Origin of the sequence: Epibacterium sp. MM17-32 (assembly GCF_022348205.1) — a bacterium.
Taxonomy (GTDB): domain Bacteria; phylum Pseudomonadota; class Alphaproteobacteria; order Rhodobacterales; family Rhodobacteraceae; genus Epibacterium.
The window spans coordinates 47,671-64,309 of the sequence record NZ_JAKRFC010000002.1; the positions used below are offsets into that span (position 1 = coordinate 47,671).

At 60.0% G+C, this 16,639-nt stretch carries 14 protein-coding genes and 1 riboswitch; of the genes, 11 read left to right on the plus strand and 3 right to left on the minus strand.

All coding sequences use genetic code 11. From position 1 onward, the window contains the following. Positions 1–36 precede the first annotated feature (36 nt). The 3 genes from MHM88_RS03150 to MHM88_RS03160 all read right to left on the minus strand — a co-directional run bounded on the left by MHM88_RS03150 (position 37) and on the right by MHM88_RS03160 (position 3,463). Positions 37–1,140, minus strand: a complete 1,104-nt coding sequence (locus tag MHM88_RS03150; RefSeq protein WP_239359890.1) for a Xaa-Pro peptidase family protein — start codon at positions 1,138–1,140, stop codon at positions 37–39. A gap of 72 nt (positions 1,141–1,212) precedes the next feature. Continuing rightward, positions 1,213–2,802, minus strand: a complete 1,590-nt coding sequence (locus MHM88_RS03155) for an ABC transporter substrate-binding protein (RefSeq protein WP_239359892.1) — start codon at positions 2,800–2,802, stop codon at positions 1,213–1,215. Between the two features lie 46 nt (positions 2,803–2,848). After that, the gene (locus MHM88_RS03160; protein ID WP_239319088.1) at positions 2,849–3,463 is read right to left on the minus strand and encodes a helix-turn-helix domain-containing protein; all 615 of its coding nucleotides are present in this window, start codon (positions 3,461–3,463) and stop codon (positions 2,849–2,851) included. 248 nt (positions 3,464–3,711) lie between these two features. Here MHM88_RS03160 and MHM88_RS03165 point away from each other — a divergent pair, with 248 nt between their 5' ends. From MHM88_RS03165 to nrdF, 11 genes are all read left to right on the plus strand, one after another. Further along, positions 3,712–4,755, plus strand: a complete 1,044-nt coding sequence (locus tag MHM88_RS03165) for an ABC transporter permease (protein WP_065328471.1) — start codon at positions 3,712–3,714, stop codon at positions 4,753–4,755. A gap of 9 nt (positions 4,756–4,764) precedes the next feature. After that, positions 4,765–5,670 carry an ABC transporter permease gene (locus MHM88_RS03170; RefSeq protein ID WP_239359894.1) on the plus strand — a complete coding sequence of 302 codons (906 nt, stop codon included), beginning with the start codon at positions 4,765–4,767 and terminating at the stop codon, positions 5,668–5,670. Further along, positions 5,667–6,506, plus strand: a complete 840-nt coding sequence (locus MHM88_RS03175; protein ID WP_239359896.1) for an ABC transporter ATP-binding protein — start codon at positions 5,667–5,669, stop codon at positions 6,504–6,506. The genes MHM88_RS03170 and MHM88_RS03175 overlap by 4 nt, the downstream gene beginning before the upstream one ends. Then, positions 6,503–7,252 carry an ABC transporter ATP-binding protein gene (locus MHM88_RS03180; RefSeq protein WP_005622795.1) on the plus strand — a complete coding sequence of 250 codons (750 nt, stop codon included), beginning with the start codon at positions 6,503–6,505 and terminating at the stop codon, positions 7,250–7,252. Before MHM88_RS03175 ends, MHM88_RS03180 begins: the two co-directional genes overlap by 4 nt. Positions 7,253–7,255: 3 nt before the next feature. Continuing rightward, on the plus strand, positions 7,256–7,744 hold the full coding sequence (locus tag MHM88_RS03185) for a GAF domain-containing protein (RefSeq protein WP_239359898.1): 489 nt from the start codon (positions 7,256–7,258) through the stop codon (positions 7,742–7,744). A 186-nt stretch (positions 7,745–7,930) separates the two neighbouring features. Next, positions 7,931–10,687, plus strand: a complete 2,757-nt coding sequence (locus tag MHM88_RS03190) for a PAS domain-containing methyl-accepting chemotaxis protein (RefSeq protein ID WP_239359899.1) — start codon at positions 7,931–7,933, stop codon at positions 10,685–10,687. 4 nt (positions 10,688–10,691) lie between these two features. Beyond that, positions 10,692–12,221: a chemotaxis protein CheW gene (locus MHM88_RS03195; protein WP_239359901.1), complete on the plus strand. Its 1,530-nt coding sequence runs from the start codon at positions 10,692–10,694 to the stop codon at positions 12,219–12,221. 93 nt (positions 12,222–12,314) lie between these two features. Beyond that, a riboswitch (cobalamin riboswitch) is annotated at positions 12,315–12,508 on the plus strand. 113 nt (positions 12,509–12,621) lie between these two features. Next, on the plus strand, positions 12,622–12,843 hold the full coding sequence (gene nrdH, locus MHM88_RS03200) for a glutaredoxin-like protein NrdH (RefSeq protein WP_239319080.1): 222 nt from the start codon (positions 12,622–12,624) through the stop codon (positions 12,841–12,843). 9 nt (positions 12,844–12,852) lie between these two features. Continuing rightward, positions 12,853–13,275, plus strand: a complete 423-nt coding sequence (nrdI, locus tag MHM88_RS03205; RefSeq protein WP_239359920.1) for a class Ib ribonucleoside-diphosphate reductase assembly flavoprotein NrdI — start codon at positions 12,853–12,855, stop codon at positions 13,273–13,275. Then, a complete protein-coding gene (nrdE, locus tag MHM88_RS03210; protein ID WP_239359922.1) occupies positions 13,257–15,389 on the plus strand; it encodes a class 1b ribonucleoside-diphosphate reductase subunit alpha in 2,133 nt (710 codons plus the stop codon). Before nrdI ends, nrdE begins: the two co-directional genes overlap by 19 nt. A gap of 99 nt (positions 15,390–15,488) precedes the next feature. Next, positions 15,489–16,466 carry a class 1b ribonucleoside-diphosphate reductase subunit beta gene (nrdF, locus tag MHM88_RS03215; RefSeq protein WP_239319077.1) on the plus strand — a complete coding sequence of 326 codons (978 nt, stop codon included), beginning with the start codon at positions 15,489–15,491 and terminating at the stop codon, positions 16,464–16,466. Positions 16,467–16,639: the final 173 nt, after the last annotated feature.

Here is a 16,639-nt window from a genome sequence, read left to right on the forward strand (position 1 = left end):
CCGCCTGTTTGTCCTTAGCCCTGAGGGGCTACGTGTTCAGACGCGCACCATGTCGCGCGGCATCTCGGAAAAGATCTCCGCACCGTCTTCGCGCAGGATGACGATCTCCTCCAGACGGATGCCGAACTTACCCTCAAGGTAGATGCCCGGCTCGATCGAGAACACATTGCCCTCGGCCAGCACCACGTCGGAATTGGCGGCGATATAGGGCGGTTCGTGAATGTCGATACCAAGACCATGGCCGGTGCGATGCAGGAAACGATCGCCATAGCCTGCGGCGGTGATCACATCGCGCGCGGCCTTGTCGATATCGCTGGCCACAACACCCGGCTTGGCCACCGCGAGCGCGGCCTGAACGGCCTTCTCGACCACGTCAAAGACCTCCTCATACCCCTCTTCGGGCGCACCAAAGTAGCCGCAGCGGGTCATGTCGGAGGGGTAGCCATCCAGACGGCAACCGGTGTCAATCAGCACAGCAGAGTTGCGGGTCAACTGGGTGTCACCGGGCGTGTGATGCGGGAAGGCCCCAGACGCGCCAAAGCACACGGAGCAAAACTCCAGCGTCGCTCCGGCAGCGGCATATTCGGATTTGATCAGTTCAACGATCTCGCTCTCGGTGACGCCTTCTTTGAGGGCGGCAAACGCGGCCTTGACGGCCTTGTCATTGGTCAGATGCGCGGCTTTGATCGCGTGGTACTCGCTGTCGTCCTTGGAGGCTCGCAACAGGCTCACGGTGTCATCGGCAAAGCGACGGCGCGGCGTCTCCAGCGCATCCAGAAGGCGCAGCGAGAAATCGGTGCGCATGGTCTCATCTAGAACCACCGACACATTCGGGCGCGTCGCGCCGCAGGCCTCAAGAAGTGCGGCCAGAGCGGCATCCGGGCCTTCGTCATCACGCCATGGGTGGAACGGCAGGTCCGTGTCCTTGCGCGCGGCGGCGGCATTCAGCGCCGGCATCAAAAAACCCGCATAAGACTGGCTCACCAAGAGCATTACCGGGCGCTCATCGCCGTGAGGATGCACACCAGACAGCCACGCCATATGGCTGGAAGGGCCGAGAGCGACAAGGTCGGTGCCTGTCAGCTCCATACGGGCACGCAGAGCAGCGAGGCGGGCGGCGGTCAGCGGGAATTCGGTCATCGAAGGCTCCGGGATTATAGGGGGAGATAGGGGAAGCGGGCCACCAGCGCGGGCGGCCCGATCAGTTCACAGTTACTCTTTTTCCACCAGACGGTAGAACACAAAGTCAGAGGTCGCGCCGTTGACGTAACCCGAAACCGCCTCGTTCATGGCGACCTGATAGGCGGCCTGGAACATGATCACGATGGGCGACTCGGCTTGCACCTCTTTTTGCAGTTCGCGGTACATGTCGAGACGGGCATCCGCGTCGCTCTCGGACAGCGCTGCCATGGTTTTCTTGTTCATCTCTTCCGGCACGGCCCATGCGTTGCGCCAGGTGGTGGTCGCTGCATAATTGTCGTCAGAGTTGTCGGAATTATAGGCGAAGGCCTTGGCGTTGGAGTGCGGATCCATGAAGTCCGGGCCCCAATAGAGCAGCATCGCCTCATGGCTGCGCTCGCGGTATTTGGTGATCACCTGGCTCCCGGTGCCGGGCAGGATCTCAAAGTTGATGCCCGCATCGGCAAAGCTCGCTTGCAGCGACTGCGCCATATCGGTGAAGGGTGCCGCATTGATCACATCCAGCGACACGGTGATCGGGGTCTCGATGCCGGCCTCGGACAGGATGCTCTTGGCCTTTTCCGGGTCATAAGAGAACGGGGTCTCATCATACGAACCGGGGAAGCCTTTGGGCCAGAAGGCCTGATGCACTTCCATCTGACCTTTGATGATCGTATCGGTCATGCCTTTGTAGTCGACCAGATAGCGTGCCGCTTCCCAAACAGCGGGGGGCGTCAGGCTCTCGGTTTTCTGGTTGAACGACAGGAAGTGGACAGCCGCCTGCGGGAAGGTCTCGACCTTGATCTCGCCACTGTCGAGCGAAGCCACCTGATCCGGCGTCATGTTGCGCGCCAGATCGACATCGCCTTGCTCCAGCAGCAGCTGCTGAGTGGCGCTTTCGGCAACGTGACGGATGATCACGCTGTCGATCTTGGGCGCGCCGTTGAAATAGGTCGGGTTCGCCTGCATGCGTACCATCTGACCCGCAGAATAGCGTTGCAGCGTGAAGGGACCGGAACCGGCTGCATTGGCGTTGAGCCACGCATTGCCCATGTCGCCGTCAACTTCGTTTTCCTGCACCAGCTTGCTGTCGACGATGGATGCGGGGCGCGCAGCCAGGACGTTCAGCACAAACGCCGGAGAGAAATCGCCCGCGTATTTCACGGTGACGGTGTTGCCCTCGCCCGTGACCATCTCGCCGATGTTATCTGCCGTCCAGCCCAGTTGGGTCAGGATGAACGCCGGGGTCAGGTTCAGCTTCACCACGCGGGAGAAGGAATAGACCACGTCTTCTGCGGTCACCGGGTTGCCAGAGGGAAACGTCGCGCCATCGCGCAGGGTGAAGGTGATGGTCTTGGCGTCGGGATCGGTGACCCATTCCGAGGCCAGACCTGCCGCCAGAACCGTGGTGTCTTCGGCATCGTATTGAACCAGACGATCATAGAGGTTGGTGACCAGCTCGCCAGAGGTGAACTCATAGGCCTGCGCGGGGTCGATGGCGACGATATCGTCGATGTTCTGTGCCACCACCAGCACGCCCTCGGGCGTGTCGGCCAAGACGGCAGGTGCCGCAAGCGGCAACAGCAGCGCGCTGGCCAGCAATGTTGTCTTCAGATGTTTCACGGGAGGTCTCCTTGTTGGATGAAACTTCTAGTCAGTCTGTCGCGGTTTACGCGTTCTGTTTGTGGGACAGTTCCGGAAGCTCGATGGCGCCTTTGCGGTTGAGAACTGTCAACGTCCCGGTCCAGAGCAGCCGGGCGGTGTGATCGGTTGGGTTGCTCCATGCGTGCGGGGTATTGCCGCTGTAGTGCAGGCTATCGCCCGCGGTCATGGCGAAGGACTGGCCATCCAGCGTTTGCTGGATTTCCCCCTCAAGGACAAAGATGATCTCTTCGCCCTCATGGCTCACGGTTTCCGATACATAGCCAGACGGGATGTGCAGGATGTAGGACGACATCTCAGAGCCGGGAAAATCCGCGCCCAGCGCCTCGTAGCGCAGAGAGGAATCATCCAGCGCAAACAGCGGACGTGTTCCCGCACGGGTCAAACCGTCCGAAGGCTTCGATGCCGAAATGAAATAATCCAGCCCAACATCCAGCGCCGCTGAAATCTGCGCCAAGGTCCCAAGCGAAGGTGTTGCGTTGTCGCGCTCAACCTGACTGAGATAGCCGACCGACACACCGGATTTGTCGCAGAGCGCCTGCAAGGTCAGTTTCAATTGCTTGCGGCGCTTGCGAATCGCGGGGCCGACATTGGGCTCTTGTGGTGGTTTTTCACGCGGCATTTTTGTTCTTCACACTTTGGGTTGGACCCTGCGTCTGTAGCATCAGACAGGGTCACATTCCTGGATGTTGTCTCGCTCACGCTACAAAAAAAATTTTTGTCAGGCAAAAATTTTTTTGCACATTTCGAAAATTGTTTTATGCCTGATGCACCAACCACCGCGTCAGGGGCCTCTCTGGCGCAGAGTTTTCACGATGCCAGATCTCCCGGCTGCCGGGGGCTTTGGGAGGAAAAAAGGGGACCAGACCCTTGAGTACAGCCGCGCCTTCACACGCCGGGCTGAGGAAAACCGCCAGCGCATTTGGTGGCTTTGTCATCGTCACGTTCCTGACGTTTGTCGGATTGATGGCGATCACTTTCTTCATCGGCCGCGTGATCCCGATTGACCCGGTTCTGGCCGTGGTCGGAGATCGCGCCACGCAAGAACAATACGACGCCGCCCGCATCGCCATGGGGCTGGATCAGCCTTTGGTGGTGCAGTTCATCACCTATGTGGGCGATGTGTTTCAGGGTGATCTTGGCCATTCGGTGTCCACCAACCGCCCCGTCGCAGAGGATCTGGCGCGCGTCTTCCCGGCAACGCTTGAGATGGCAACGCTCGGCATTATCATCGGCGTTGGCATGGGCGTTCCGCTGGGTGTCTGGGCCGCAGCAAGGCAAGGCACATGGGTGGATCAGTTGATCCGCGTCTTTGCACTGCTGGGTTACTCTGTTCCCGCCTTCTGGCTTGGTCTTGTGGGACTGGTCGTATTTTACGCGGGCCTTGGCTGGGTCGGTGGTCCGGGACGTGTCGATATCTTCTACGAGGGTCTGGTCGAGCCGCACACCGGCCTGCTGCTGGTCGATGCCCTCATTGCAGGCGACATGGATGTGTTCTGGAGCGCATTGGATCACCTGATCCTGCCCGCCACCATCCTTGGGTTCTTCTCGCTGGCCTATATCGCGCGCATGACCCGCAGCTTCATGCTGGATCAACTCGGCCAAGAGTACATCACCACCGCCCGTGTCAAAGGCGTGTCGGAATGGCGGGTGATCTGGACCCACGGCTTCCGCCCGATCCGGGTGCCACTGATCACGGTGATCGGCCTTTCCTATGCGGCACTGCTCGAAGGCTCGGTGATGATCGAGACGGTCTTTAGCTGGCCGGGCATCGGCAACTATCTGACCGTGGCGCTGCTCAATGCCGACATGAACGCCGTCCTTGGCGCAACTTTGGTGATCGGTTCGGTCTTCATTCTCATCAACAAGCTGTCGGATGTGCTCTACCGCATTCTCGACCCGCGCAGCCGATAGGAGGGTGCCATGACAACGATGACAAACTGGCTGCTCGACGACTCCCCCAGCTCCCGCCTGCAAGCCTCCTTGGGTCACAGCTACCGTGTGACACGGATGCTGATGCGCAATCCGCTCGCTGTGGTCGGGGCGCTGATCCTCTTGGTGTTGATCCTGGCGGCCATCTTTGCGCCGTCGATCGCGCCTCACAGCCCGCTCGGACAAAACCTCGGTCAACGCCTGCTGCCCCCCTCTGCCGCGCATTGGATGGGCACCGATGAGCTGGGCCGCGACATCTTTAGCCGCGTCATTTACGGCGCGCGTATTACCCTGTTGATCGTGGCGCTGGTGGCGGTGATCTCCGCACCGCTTGGACTGCTCATCGGGGCTGTGTCTGGCTATTTCGGTGGCTGGACGGACAAGATCATCATGGGCGTGACGGATGTGTTCCTGTCGATGCCCAAGCTGATCCTCGCGCTCGCCTTTGTGGCGGCACTCGGGCCGGGGATTGAGAACGCGATCATCGCCATCGCCATCACATCCTGGCCTGCCTATGCGCGGATCGCACGCGCCGAAACACTGACCTTCCGCAACTCGGAATTCATCTCGGCCATGCGCCTGCTTGGAGCATCGCACACGCGGATCATCACTGGCCATGTGCTGCCACTGTGTACCTCGTCGATGATCGTGCGGGTGACGCTGGATATGGCCGGTATCATCCTGACCGCTGCGGGTCTGGGCTTCCTCGGCCTTGGCGCACAACCGCCGCTGCCGGAATGGGGCGCGATGATCTCGCGCGGTCGGGCCTTCATCCTCGATCAGTGGTGGGTCGCCACCATGCCGGGCTTTGCCATCATCATCGTCTCGCTCGGTTTCTGTTTCCTCGGTGACGGTTTGCGCGATGTGCTGGACCCCAAACAAGGAGGCAAATCATGAGCGATATGCCACTTTTGGAACTGGAAAACCTGCGCGTGAGCTTCCCCACGCCACAGGGGCGCATCGAGGTGGTCAAAGGCCTGTCCTTCACCTTGGGTCGCGAACGTCTGGGCATCGTCGGCGAAAGCGGGTCGGGCAAATCCATGACGGGCCGCGCGATCCTGCGGCTTGTGCGTAAACCGGGACGCCAGCAGGCTGATCGCATGATCTTTGATGGCATCGACCTGCAAGGATTGTCGGAACGCAAGATGCGCGACCTGCGCGGCGCGCGGATCTCGATGATCATGCAAGACCCGAAGTTCTCGCTCAATCCGGTGATGACCATCGGCGCGCAGATCGCCGAGGCACTCAAGACCCACGAGAACCTTGCCCGCAGCGAGGTCAAATCCCGCGTGCTAGAGATGCTGCATTCCGTGCGCATCAACGATCCCGAACGGGTGGTGAACCTCTATCCGCATGAGGTTTCGGGCGGTATGGGCCAGCGTATCATGATCGCCATGATGCTGATCCCGCGCCCGGATCTGCTGATCGCGGATGAGCCGACCTCAGCGCTGGATGTCTCTGTGCAGGCGCAGGTTCTGGACCTCATCGACGAGCTGGTGCGCGACAAGGGCATGGGGCTGATCCTGATCTCGCATGACCTCAATCTGGTGGCGCGCTACTGCGACCGCATCCTCGTGATGCACGCAGGCGAAGTGGTCGAGAGCTGCGCCGCCGAAGACCTGCACAAGGCCACGCACCCCTATACCCAAGGGCTGCTGGCGGCGGTGCCACGGATGGAAGAAACGCGCGAGGAACTCCCCGTCCTCGACCGCAGCGCATGGAGCGGCACATGAGCGCGATCATTTTGAAAAACCTCGATATCTCCTATGGCCACACCAAGGTGGTTGAGGGGGTAAACATTGAGGTCGCCGAAGGTGAAAGCTTTGCTCTGGTCGGTGAAAGCGGCTCTGGCAAATCCACGATCCTCAAGGCCATTGCAGGCCTCGCCCCGGATTGGAGCGGCGAGATCTCGGTGCTGGGACAGCCCCGCGGGCGCAACGTGGATCAGGGCTTTGCCACCCGTTGTCAGATGGTGTTCCAAGACCCTTACGGCTCGCTGCATCCGCGCAAATCCGTGGACACGGTGCTGAGCGAGCCGCTCAAGATCCATGGGCTAGGCAATCGCGATGCCCGCGTGATCGAGATGCTCGCTGCGGTGGGCCTCGATCAGCGGTTTCGGTTCCGCTATCCGCACCAGCTTTCGGGCGGGCAACGCCAGCGGGTCGCCATCGCGCGCGCCCTGATGCTGGAACCCAAGGTGATGCTGCTTGATGAGCCCACATCGGCGCTGGATGTCTCGGTACAGGCGGAGATCCTCAACCTGCTGAAGAAACTGCGCCGCGAGCAGGGGCTGACCTATCTGATGGTCACCCACAATCTGCCTGTCGTCAGCTTCATGTGCGACCGCATGGCCGTGATGAACAAGGGCCGCATCGTCGAGATCGCGCCCGCAACAGCGCTTCACGATGGCAGTTTCACCGACCCTTACACGCAATCCCTTTACGCCGCATCGGGCGGCAATCCAGACCGCAAGGACTAAGACATGACGGACACAAACACGGCGCGCCAAGATTTTGAAAAAGCGCTGTCAGAGGCCACCACCGAAGAGCAGGCTTATGACGCGCTTTGCGCGCTGACCAAGGCCACGGTGGGGGCAAAGCTGTTCACCGTGATGACCGCTGACATGGACGCTATGCTCGCCCGTCGCGTCTACACGGATGATGCGGAAAATTACCCCACAACAGGCACCAAGGAAATCGAGATGAACCGCTGGTTCGAGCAGGTTCATGGCCGTCACGAGACCTTTGTCTCCAACACTCTGGCCGATATCGACACCGTGTTCCCAGACGCGGAACTGATCGGCAAACTGGGCTGCGGATCGGTCATCAACCTGCCGGTGATCCTTGGCGGCAAGATGGTGGCCACGGTCAACATCCTACACGAAGAGGGGTATTACACGCCCGAGCGTGTCGCACAGGCGCATGAGGTCCTTCGCTTGCCCTCCATGGCCGTTGTTGCCGCAACAACCTGAGGCTGTCGCCCACGGGAGCAGCGGCGCGCGCAGCAGCTGCTCCCACACATTGGTCAATCTGCGGAATTTCACGATGTGACCACGCATGGCTTTACGGCTTCTTAAACGCAAACATGCAGTAATCCCGGCACGACAACTTGATGCCTCGGCGCTGAAACGGGCGCTCAGAAACAGGGATGCTGACATATGGTCAAAAAATTCGTCGAAATCGACCTGAAAGGCGCTGGCGAAGCCCTGATGAACCACTCGATCATCCTCAAGGTTCAACCGGAAACGCTTGAGGTTGTCGCCGCGAGCGACACTGCGCACGACGAATTTGCCCGCCTGCGCACTTCGGAACCCAGCACATTGACGGATCTGGTGGTCGATCAGGGATGTCTGCGCCGAGATATTGCGGCGACCGCCTCTGGCGCAGGCAGCGCCTCATTCAGGGTACGCCTGGAGGACACACCAACCTCTCCGCAATTCTTTGGCATCATGCAGAAATCACATGATGACCATGTCTTCCTGACCGGGGGCGTGGTTGAGCCGGACGAGGCGATACAGGGCTATGTCGCGGCGATCGACCGCGCCCAGGCCATCGTCGAATATGACATCGACGGCACCATCATGCGGGCGAACGAGAATTTCTGCGCCCTGACCGGTTTCAAGAAGGGCGATCTGATCGGGGCCCACCACAGCATTCTGTGGCCGAAACTACAGGACAAGCCGGAGCCGTACCTGACCTTCTGGGGCGATCTGTGCAAGGGCCATGGCGTCGAAGGCGAGTACCAGCGCGTTGGTCGCAAGGGCAACCAGATCTGGGTGCGCGCGGCTTTCAATCCGATTTTTGACCGCGAAGGCAACGTGGTCCGGATCATCGAATACGCCATGGACGTGACCGCCAGCAAACGTCAGTCTGCGGAAAGCGCCGGCAAAATCGAGGCCCTGAGCCGCAGCAGCGCGGTGATCGAATTTGACCTCGACGGCACAATATTGGAGGCCAACGCGAATTTTCTCGACCTGACCGGCTACACCCGGGACGAGATCATCGGCCGCCATCATCGCCTGTTCTGCGACCCTGCCACCGTAAAAAGCGCGGGCTACAGCAATTTCTGGAGCAAACTGGCCAGTGGCGAGCACGCCCGCGGCGAATACCGCCGCCTGTGCAAAGATGGCTCTCCGGTGTGGATTCAGGCTACCTACAACCCGGTCTACGGCCCTGACGGGGAATTGCTGAAGATCGTCAAATTCGCCACTGACGTAAGCGCCGAACATCAGCAACGCGCCGAGATGGAAGCCCGCCTGAATGCCGCCAACCGCAGTCAGGCGGTGATTGAATTCGACCTCGACGGGAATGTGCTGTGGGCCAATGACATCTTCCTCGACCTGACCGGCTATGCAAGCGACGAGATTGTCGGCCTGCACCATCGCGTCTTCTGCACCGAAGAACATGTGGCCAGCCGGGACTATGCAAGTTTCTGGCGCAAACTGAGCGCCGGGGAATTTGCAAGTGGCGTCTATCAGCGCCGGCGCAAGGACGGTAGCGATCTGTGGATCCAGGCCACCTACAACCCGGTGTTTGACCTCGATGGCAATCCTATCAAAGTGGTCAAATTCGCCAACGACCTGACAGAGTCCAAAAAACAATCCGTCGAATTCGAGGCTAAGCTGAACGCCGTCAGCCGCAGTCAGGCGGTGATCGAATTTGATCTCCAGGGCACGATCCTGAGCGCCAACGAGAACTTTTTGTACCTGATGGGGTATGATGCCGATGAGGTGATCGGGCAACGCCATGCCATGTTCTGCGAGCCGGACTATGCGGAAAGCGAAGCTTATCGCGAATTCTGGGCGCAACTGCGGCGCGGCAACTTTGCGGCGGGCGAATACCGCCGCATCGGCCGTGATGGCAAAGAGGTCTGGATTCAGGCGACCTATAATCCGATCTTCGACCTGCGCGGCGAACCGGTGAAAGTGGTCAAATACGCCAGCGACGTCACCGAGACCAAAAAACAGGCCGTGGATGCCAACAACAAGATCCAGGCCATGGACCGCAGCCAGGCGGTGGTGCAGTTCGACCTCGATGGCAATGTGATCTCGGCGAACGAGAACTTCCTCAGTGTCATGGGCTATTCACTGCGCGAAATTCTCGGTCAGCACCATTCGATGTTCTGCACTCCGGATTATCTGAAATCCCAGCAGTACCGGGACTTCTGGCTGGCGCTCAACCGCGGGGAATATCAGTCCGGACGGTACCACAGGGTCGGCAAGTTCAGCCGCGATGTTCATATCCAGGCCACCTACGCACCGCTCATGGACCTGCACGGGCAGCCGGTCGGTGTGATCGAATACGCCACCGATGTGACCGAACAGGTGGCGCGCGAACACCGTATCCGCGAAAAGGCGGAGGAAATGACCCGCGTTGTAGACTCGCTGAGCGAAGCAATCTCGGACATTTCCTTTGCCACCAGCGAGGCCCGCACCAAAGCCGGCGAGACCGAGCAGAACGCGAACCAGGGGTTCGAGGCGCTGAACCACACGATTGAAACGATCGAGTTGATGCAGCGCTCTTCGGGCGAGATCTCGGAGATCGTCAAGGTGATCGGCGAAATCGCGAACCAGACCAATCTCCTGGCGTTCAATGCGGCCATCGAGGCGGCCCGGGCCGGGGAGCACGGGGTCGGCTTCTCCGTCGTCGCCGAGGAAGTCCGAAAACTGGCCGAGCGCAGTTCCGAAGCCGCCCATAAGATCTCGCGCCTGATCACCGAGTCCGAAGTCCGTGTCGATCAGGGGACCACCCGCTCGGTCGCGGCGCGGGATGCCTTTTCTCGGATCGTTGAAAGTGTCGCCCTGACAGGCCAGTCGGTCGATCAGATTTCCTCGGCGGCGGAAAACCAGCTTGCGGCGTCGAAACAGGTCGTCGATCTGATCAGCCAATTGTCCGGCGACAACCGGGCGGCCTGAACCGATGTCAGACCGCGCAGCTGAACCGGACACCTGCGCCGACCCCGCGGACCAGCTGGTCGGCGTGGTCGAGATCGGAGGCATGCTGTTCGCAATCCCGATCCACCAAGTGCGCGAGGTCATTCCTGCGCCGGAGCGGTTTCAGCGCCTCCCCGGCCAACACCAGGATCTCCTCGGGGCGGTCCTGTTGCGTGGCAAGGCGATCCCGGTGCAAAGCCTGCACCAAAGGCTGGGCGCCGAAGCCAGCCTGCACACAGGCACCACGCCGGAAGACACGGCACAGGGGGCCACTCCGGCCGGCGGTGTCATCGTCGTCATCCGCGCCGAAGGACGAGTCGCCGGACTGCTTGTGGATTCGGTGCGCTGCCTGCTGCAACTGGGGGACACCTGGCATCAGAACCTCCCCGACAATGAAGACGTTCTGATCAGCGGCGGTTATATCTGCGAAACCAACGGGCATTTCTCGATGCTGTCGGTTCCCGAGTTGCTGAATGTGCCACAAGCACCGTCGGACGAGATCTCCGAAACCGCGCGCCAGCGGGCCCGCATCAAGCGCCTGCCCTATATCCGCTTCCGCGTGGGCGGGCGGAATTTCCTGATCGCCATGTCGGATATCGCCTCCACGGTTCCCACCAGTCCGCTCAGCCCCTGGCCGATAAACGGCAGTTCCTGCCTGGGTCTGATCCAGCGCCACGGTATGGAAATGCCGATGCTGGACACGCTGGAAAACCTCGGGTTCGCCAGTACGGGAGAGAGGCCGGAGGCGGCGGCAGGCATCATTATTGAATTTCCCGACGATCATGCGCTGGCCTTTCATGTCGACCAGGTTGTCAGTGTCATGAACATTGAGGCAGGCGCGGTCTATGATTTTCCGCCCAGCGTCACCTCACGCCGGGAGCTGTTCAGCGGTGTCCATATTGACGAACAGGATGAGCAGTGTCTGGTGATCGACGTGGCCGCTTGCCGACAGGACCCGGACCTGTTGCAACTGGCCGAAACATCACATCGCCTCAAGACCACGCCCCAGATCGCGGTCAAAGATGCCCAGGGCAAACCCTCGGACCACCCTGTCGGCACGGAACCGGCGTATGATGAAAACCGTCTCGCCGCGTTGCGCTCTGCGTCGGGGCGCTATCTGACGGTGTCCGCAGGTGGGGACTTTGCCGTCCCGATCGAAGCCGTAAGCGAGATCATGCGTCTGCCGAACAGCATCTCAGGGGCAGATTACGACGGCCACCTCGCCAACCTTTCCTATCAAAGCCGCCTGATGCCGGTCTATGACTGCGCGCGCCGCCGCGGGCACGGCGATGGCCAGTTCGGATCGGAGTCTGGCATAATGATCCTGGAAAAGGACGGTCATCACTACGGTCTCGCGGTGGAGGCCATGAAATCGATCGACATCGGACGCCTCAAGGGGTTTCGCCAGGCCGGTGGCGCTGCCAGCACCTGCCCGTCCGAGCAATTGGTCGAACTGGGGTTCGGAACCGCAAAACGTTTGGTTGCCGTTGACGATCCGACCAGCCTGCTGCCGTGACCCCCTCGGAGACTGCGCGCGACACGTGATTCATCCACAGGAAATGCCCCCCTGTGTGAATAACCATATATTGACAGTTCCCTAACAAAAGACGCAATATGCGGGTGCTTTGGTGCCTGCGGGGTGACTCGCGGGTGAAGAGGGAAGTCGGTGGAAATCCGGCGCTGCCCCCGCAACTGTAAGCGGCAAGCCTATCCTGGACCACTGATGCATGACCGGCATTGGGAAGGGGGACCGGGCGTCTGAGCCGCAAAGTCAGGAGACCTGCCAAAGCAACTGAACGACGACCGAGGCGGAGGGCCCGGACGCGTGGTTCGGTGCTTTGGTCAGCGCCGGGTTCTCGTGTCCGTTTTCGCCTGACCAGACATACGAGCAGATACCACCTGAGGGGACCTTGCAGATGAGCATCACTGTCTATTCTAAACCGGCCTGCGTGCAATGCACCGCCACCACCCGCGCGCTGGAGGCCAAGGGGATCTCTTTTGATCTCGTCGACCTGACCGAGGATGCCGCCGCCATGGAGATGGTCCAGGGGTTGGGGTATCGTCAGGCTCCTGTCGTTGTCGCAGGCGACGATCACTGGGCAGGATTCCGTCCCGACCTGATCGGCCAGTTGGCCTAAGGCACCAGAGTGACCGGGCTTGTCTACTACTCCTCCCGTTCGGGCAATACGGCCCGTTTGATGGAGCAACTGGGACTGGAGGCTCTGCGGCTGCCGCAGACAGAGCCTTTCCCGGACGTAGATGCGCCCTATGTTTTGGTCACGCCCACCTTTGCCGATGGCGAAGGGCGTGGCGCGGTGCCGAAACCGGTCATCAAATTTCTGAACAACGCGCGCAATCGTGCCCTTCTGCGGGGCGTGATTGCCGGGGGCAACCGCAACTTTGGCACCACCTTCGCCCTCGCCGGGGATGTGATTGCCAAAAAATGTAATGTCCCCGTCCTCTACCGCTTTGAGTTGGCGGGAACCGAAACAGACATCGCCCGCATCCGCGCGGGCCTCGCCCGGTTCTGGGCGGCACAGGAGCAGCAGACATGCTTGACGCAAGCGTAACCGCCGACCTCGACTATCACGCGCTGAATGCGATGTTGAACCTCTATGATGACGAGGGCAACATCCAGTTCGAGGCTGACCGCATGGCGGCCCGGCAGTATTTTCTTCAGCATGTGAACCAGAACACCGTCTTCTTCCACTCGCTGGACGAGAAGCTGCGCTACCTGGTTGAGGAAGGTTACTACGAACCCGAAGTGCTGGATCAATACTCGCTCAATTTCCAGCGCAAGATCTGGGATGCGGCCTATGGCAAGAAATTCCGCTTCCCGTCCTTCCTCGGCGCGTTCAAATATTACACGTCCTACACGCTGAAAACCCGCGATGGGCAGCGCTATCTGGAGCGCTACGAGGACCGCGTAGTGATGAATGCGCTGACGCTGGCGCGCGGGGATGAAAAACTCGCGATGAAGCTGATGTCGGAGATCATCGACGGCCGCTTCCAGCCCGCAACACCCACCTTCCTCAATGCGGGCAAAAAGGCGCGTGGCGAGTTTGTGTCCTGCTTCCTGTTGCGTCTTGAGGACAACATGGAGTCGATCGGGCGCGGCATCAACTCTGCCCTGCAGCTGTCGAAACGCGGCGGTGGCGTGGCCTTGATGCTGACCAACATTCGCGAGCATGGTGCCCCGATCAAAGGCATCGAAAACCAGTCTTCGGGCGTCATCCCGGTGATGAAGCTTCTTGAGGACAGTTTTTCTTATGCCAACCAGCTGGGCGCGCGTCAGGGCGCCGGCGCGGTCTATCTGAACGCGCATCACCCGGACATTCTGCGTTTCTTGGATACCAAGCGCGAAAATGCGGATGAGAAGATCCGCATCAAGACGCTGTCGCTGGGCGTGGTGATCCCGGATATCACCTTCCAACTCGCCAAGAAAAACGAGGACATGTATCTGTTCTCGCCGCATGACGTGGAAAAAGTCTACGGTCAGGCCTTCTCGGAAATCTCGGTCACCGAGAAATATCACGAGATGGTGGACAACCCGCAGATCCGCAAAAAGAAGATCAACGCCCGCGCGTTCTTCCAGACCATTGCCGAAATTCAATTTGAATCCGGCTATCCCTACATCATGTTTGAAGACACGGTGAATGCCGCAAACCCCATCGCGGGCCGCATTGCCATGTCAAACCTCTGCTCCGAAATCCTGCAGGTGAACGAGGCCTCCGCGTTCAACGACGATTTGTCTTATGCGCAGATGGGCACGGATATTTCCTGCAACCTCGGCTCCATGAACATCGCGCGTGCGATGGACGGTGGCGATCTGGCCAGCACCGTGGGCACCGCGATCCGCGCGCTCAATGCCGTGTCGGAAATGTCGAGCATCGATTCTGTACCCTCCATCCGCAAGGGCAACGAAGAAGGCCACGCTATTGGTCTCGGTCAGATGAACCTGCATGGTTACCTCGCCCGCGAGCGCATCCATTACGGCAGCGCAGAAGGGGTGGATTTCACCAATATCTACTTCTGCACCGTGCTGTATCATGCGCTCAGCGCCTCTAACGCATTGGCAAAAGAGAAGAAGGCAAAGTTCAAAGGCTTTGAAGACTCCGCCTATGCCGATGGCAGCTTCTTTGAGAAATATGTCGGTCAGGACTGGCTGCCGGAAACCGACCGGGTCAAAGAGCTGTTTGAGGCCGCAGGCATTGAGATCCCGACCCGCAAGGACTGGGAAGCGCTGCGCGACAAGGTGATGAAGCACGGGCTTTATAACCGCAATCTGCAGGCGGTGCCGCCCACTGGCTCGATCAGCTATATCAACTATGCCACCTCTTCGATCCACCCGATCACCGCCAAGATCGAGATCCGCAAGGAAGGCAAAATCGGTCGCGTCTACTATCCCGCGCCCTATATGACCAACGACAACCTCGAGTATTACCGCGATGCCTATGACATCGGTCCCGAGGCGATCATCGACACTTATGCGGCGGCAACGCAGCACGTCGATCAGGGGCTGTCGCTGACCCTGTTTTTCCCGGCGGAGGCCTCGACCCGAGACATCAACCGCGCGCAAATCTATGCGTGGAAGAAAGGGATCAAGACGATCTACTACATCCGCCTTCGCCAACAGGCGCTGGAAGGCACCGAGGTCGAGGGCTGCGTGTCCTGTTCGCTGTAAATCGGGAGGGGGCGCTGCCCCCGGCCACATCCGTGGCCTCCCCCGAGGTATTTTGGAAAAGATGAAGGGGCCCGCCCCCAAGCTGCTGAGATTGAGTGTATGAAAGACATGACCCAAGCCCGCGCCGTCCCGAAAGCGATCAACTGGAACCGGCTTCAGGACGACAAGGATCTGGAGATTTGGAACCGTCTAACGGTGAACTTCTGGCTGCCGGAGAAAGTGCCGCTGTCCAATGACATTCAGTCCTGGTCGCAGCTGACCCCGGACGAGCAGACCCTGACCATTCGGGTGTTCACCGGTCTTACGCTGCTGGACACGATCCAGAATGCCGTGGGTGCGCCGACGCTGATGCAGGATGCGATCACCCCGCATGAGGAGGCGGTGCTTAGCAATATCGCCTTTATGGAGGCGGTGCATGCGCGGTCCTATTCCTCGGTGTTCTCGACCCTGTGCCAGACCACTGAGGTGGATGAAGCCTTCCGCTGGTCGGCGGAGAATGAGCATCTGCAGGCCAAATCCCGGCTGATCCTTGACGAGTACGATGCCACCGCCTCGCCGCTGCGCAAGAAGATCGCCAGCGTGTTCCTTGAGAGCTTCTTGTTCTATTCGGGCTTTTATCTGCCGATGCACTGGTCAAGCCGCGCGCGCCTGACCAACACTGCCGACCTGATCCGCCTGATCATCCGCGATGAAGCCATCCACGGCTATTACATCGGCTATAAGTTCCAGCGCGGCATGGAGCGGTTGAGCGAGGCGGAGCGCAAGGAGCTGAAGGATTTCGCCTTTGGTTTGCTGTTTGACCTTTATGACATTGAGGCGCGCTATACAGAGCAGCTCTATGATGGGTTGGGGCTCACCGAGGATGTGAAGAACTTCCTGCACTACAACGCCAACAAGGCTCTGCAGAACCTTGGGTTTGAGGCGCTGTTCCCGGAAGAAACCTGTCGTGTGAACCCGGCAATCATGGCGGCGCTGTCGCCCGGATCGGATGAAAACCACGACTTCTTCTCCGGGTCCGGGTCGAGCTATGTGATCGGCAAGGCGGTTGCGACCGAGGACGAAGACTGGGATTTCTGACATACCAAGGCCGTCCGCGAACCGTCGCGGGCGGCTTTGTTTCATCTGCATGTGGCGGTCGGGACGTTGATCCGGTGCGGCGCTGATCCGTCAGCGGGATTGCCCTCATCCGCGAGGCCGGGGCCGCAACCGCACAGGTAAATGTGGCACGACGGCCCCCGCGCCTGGCAATT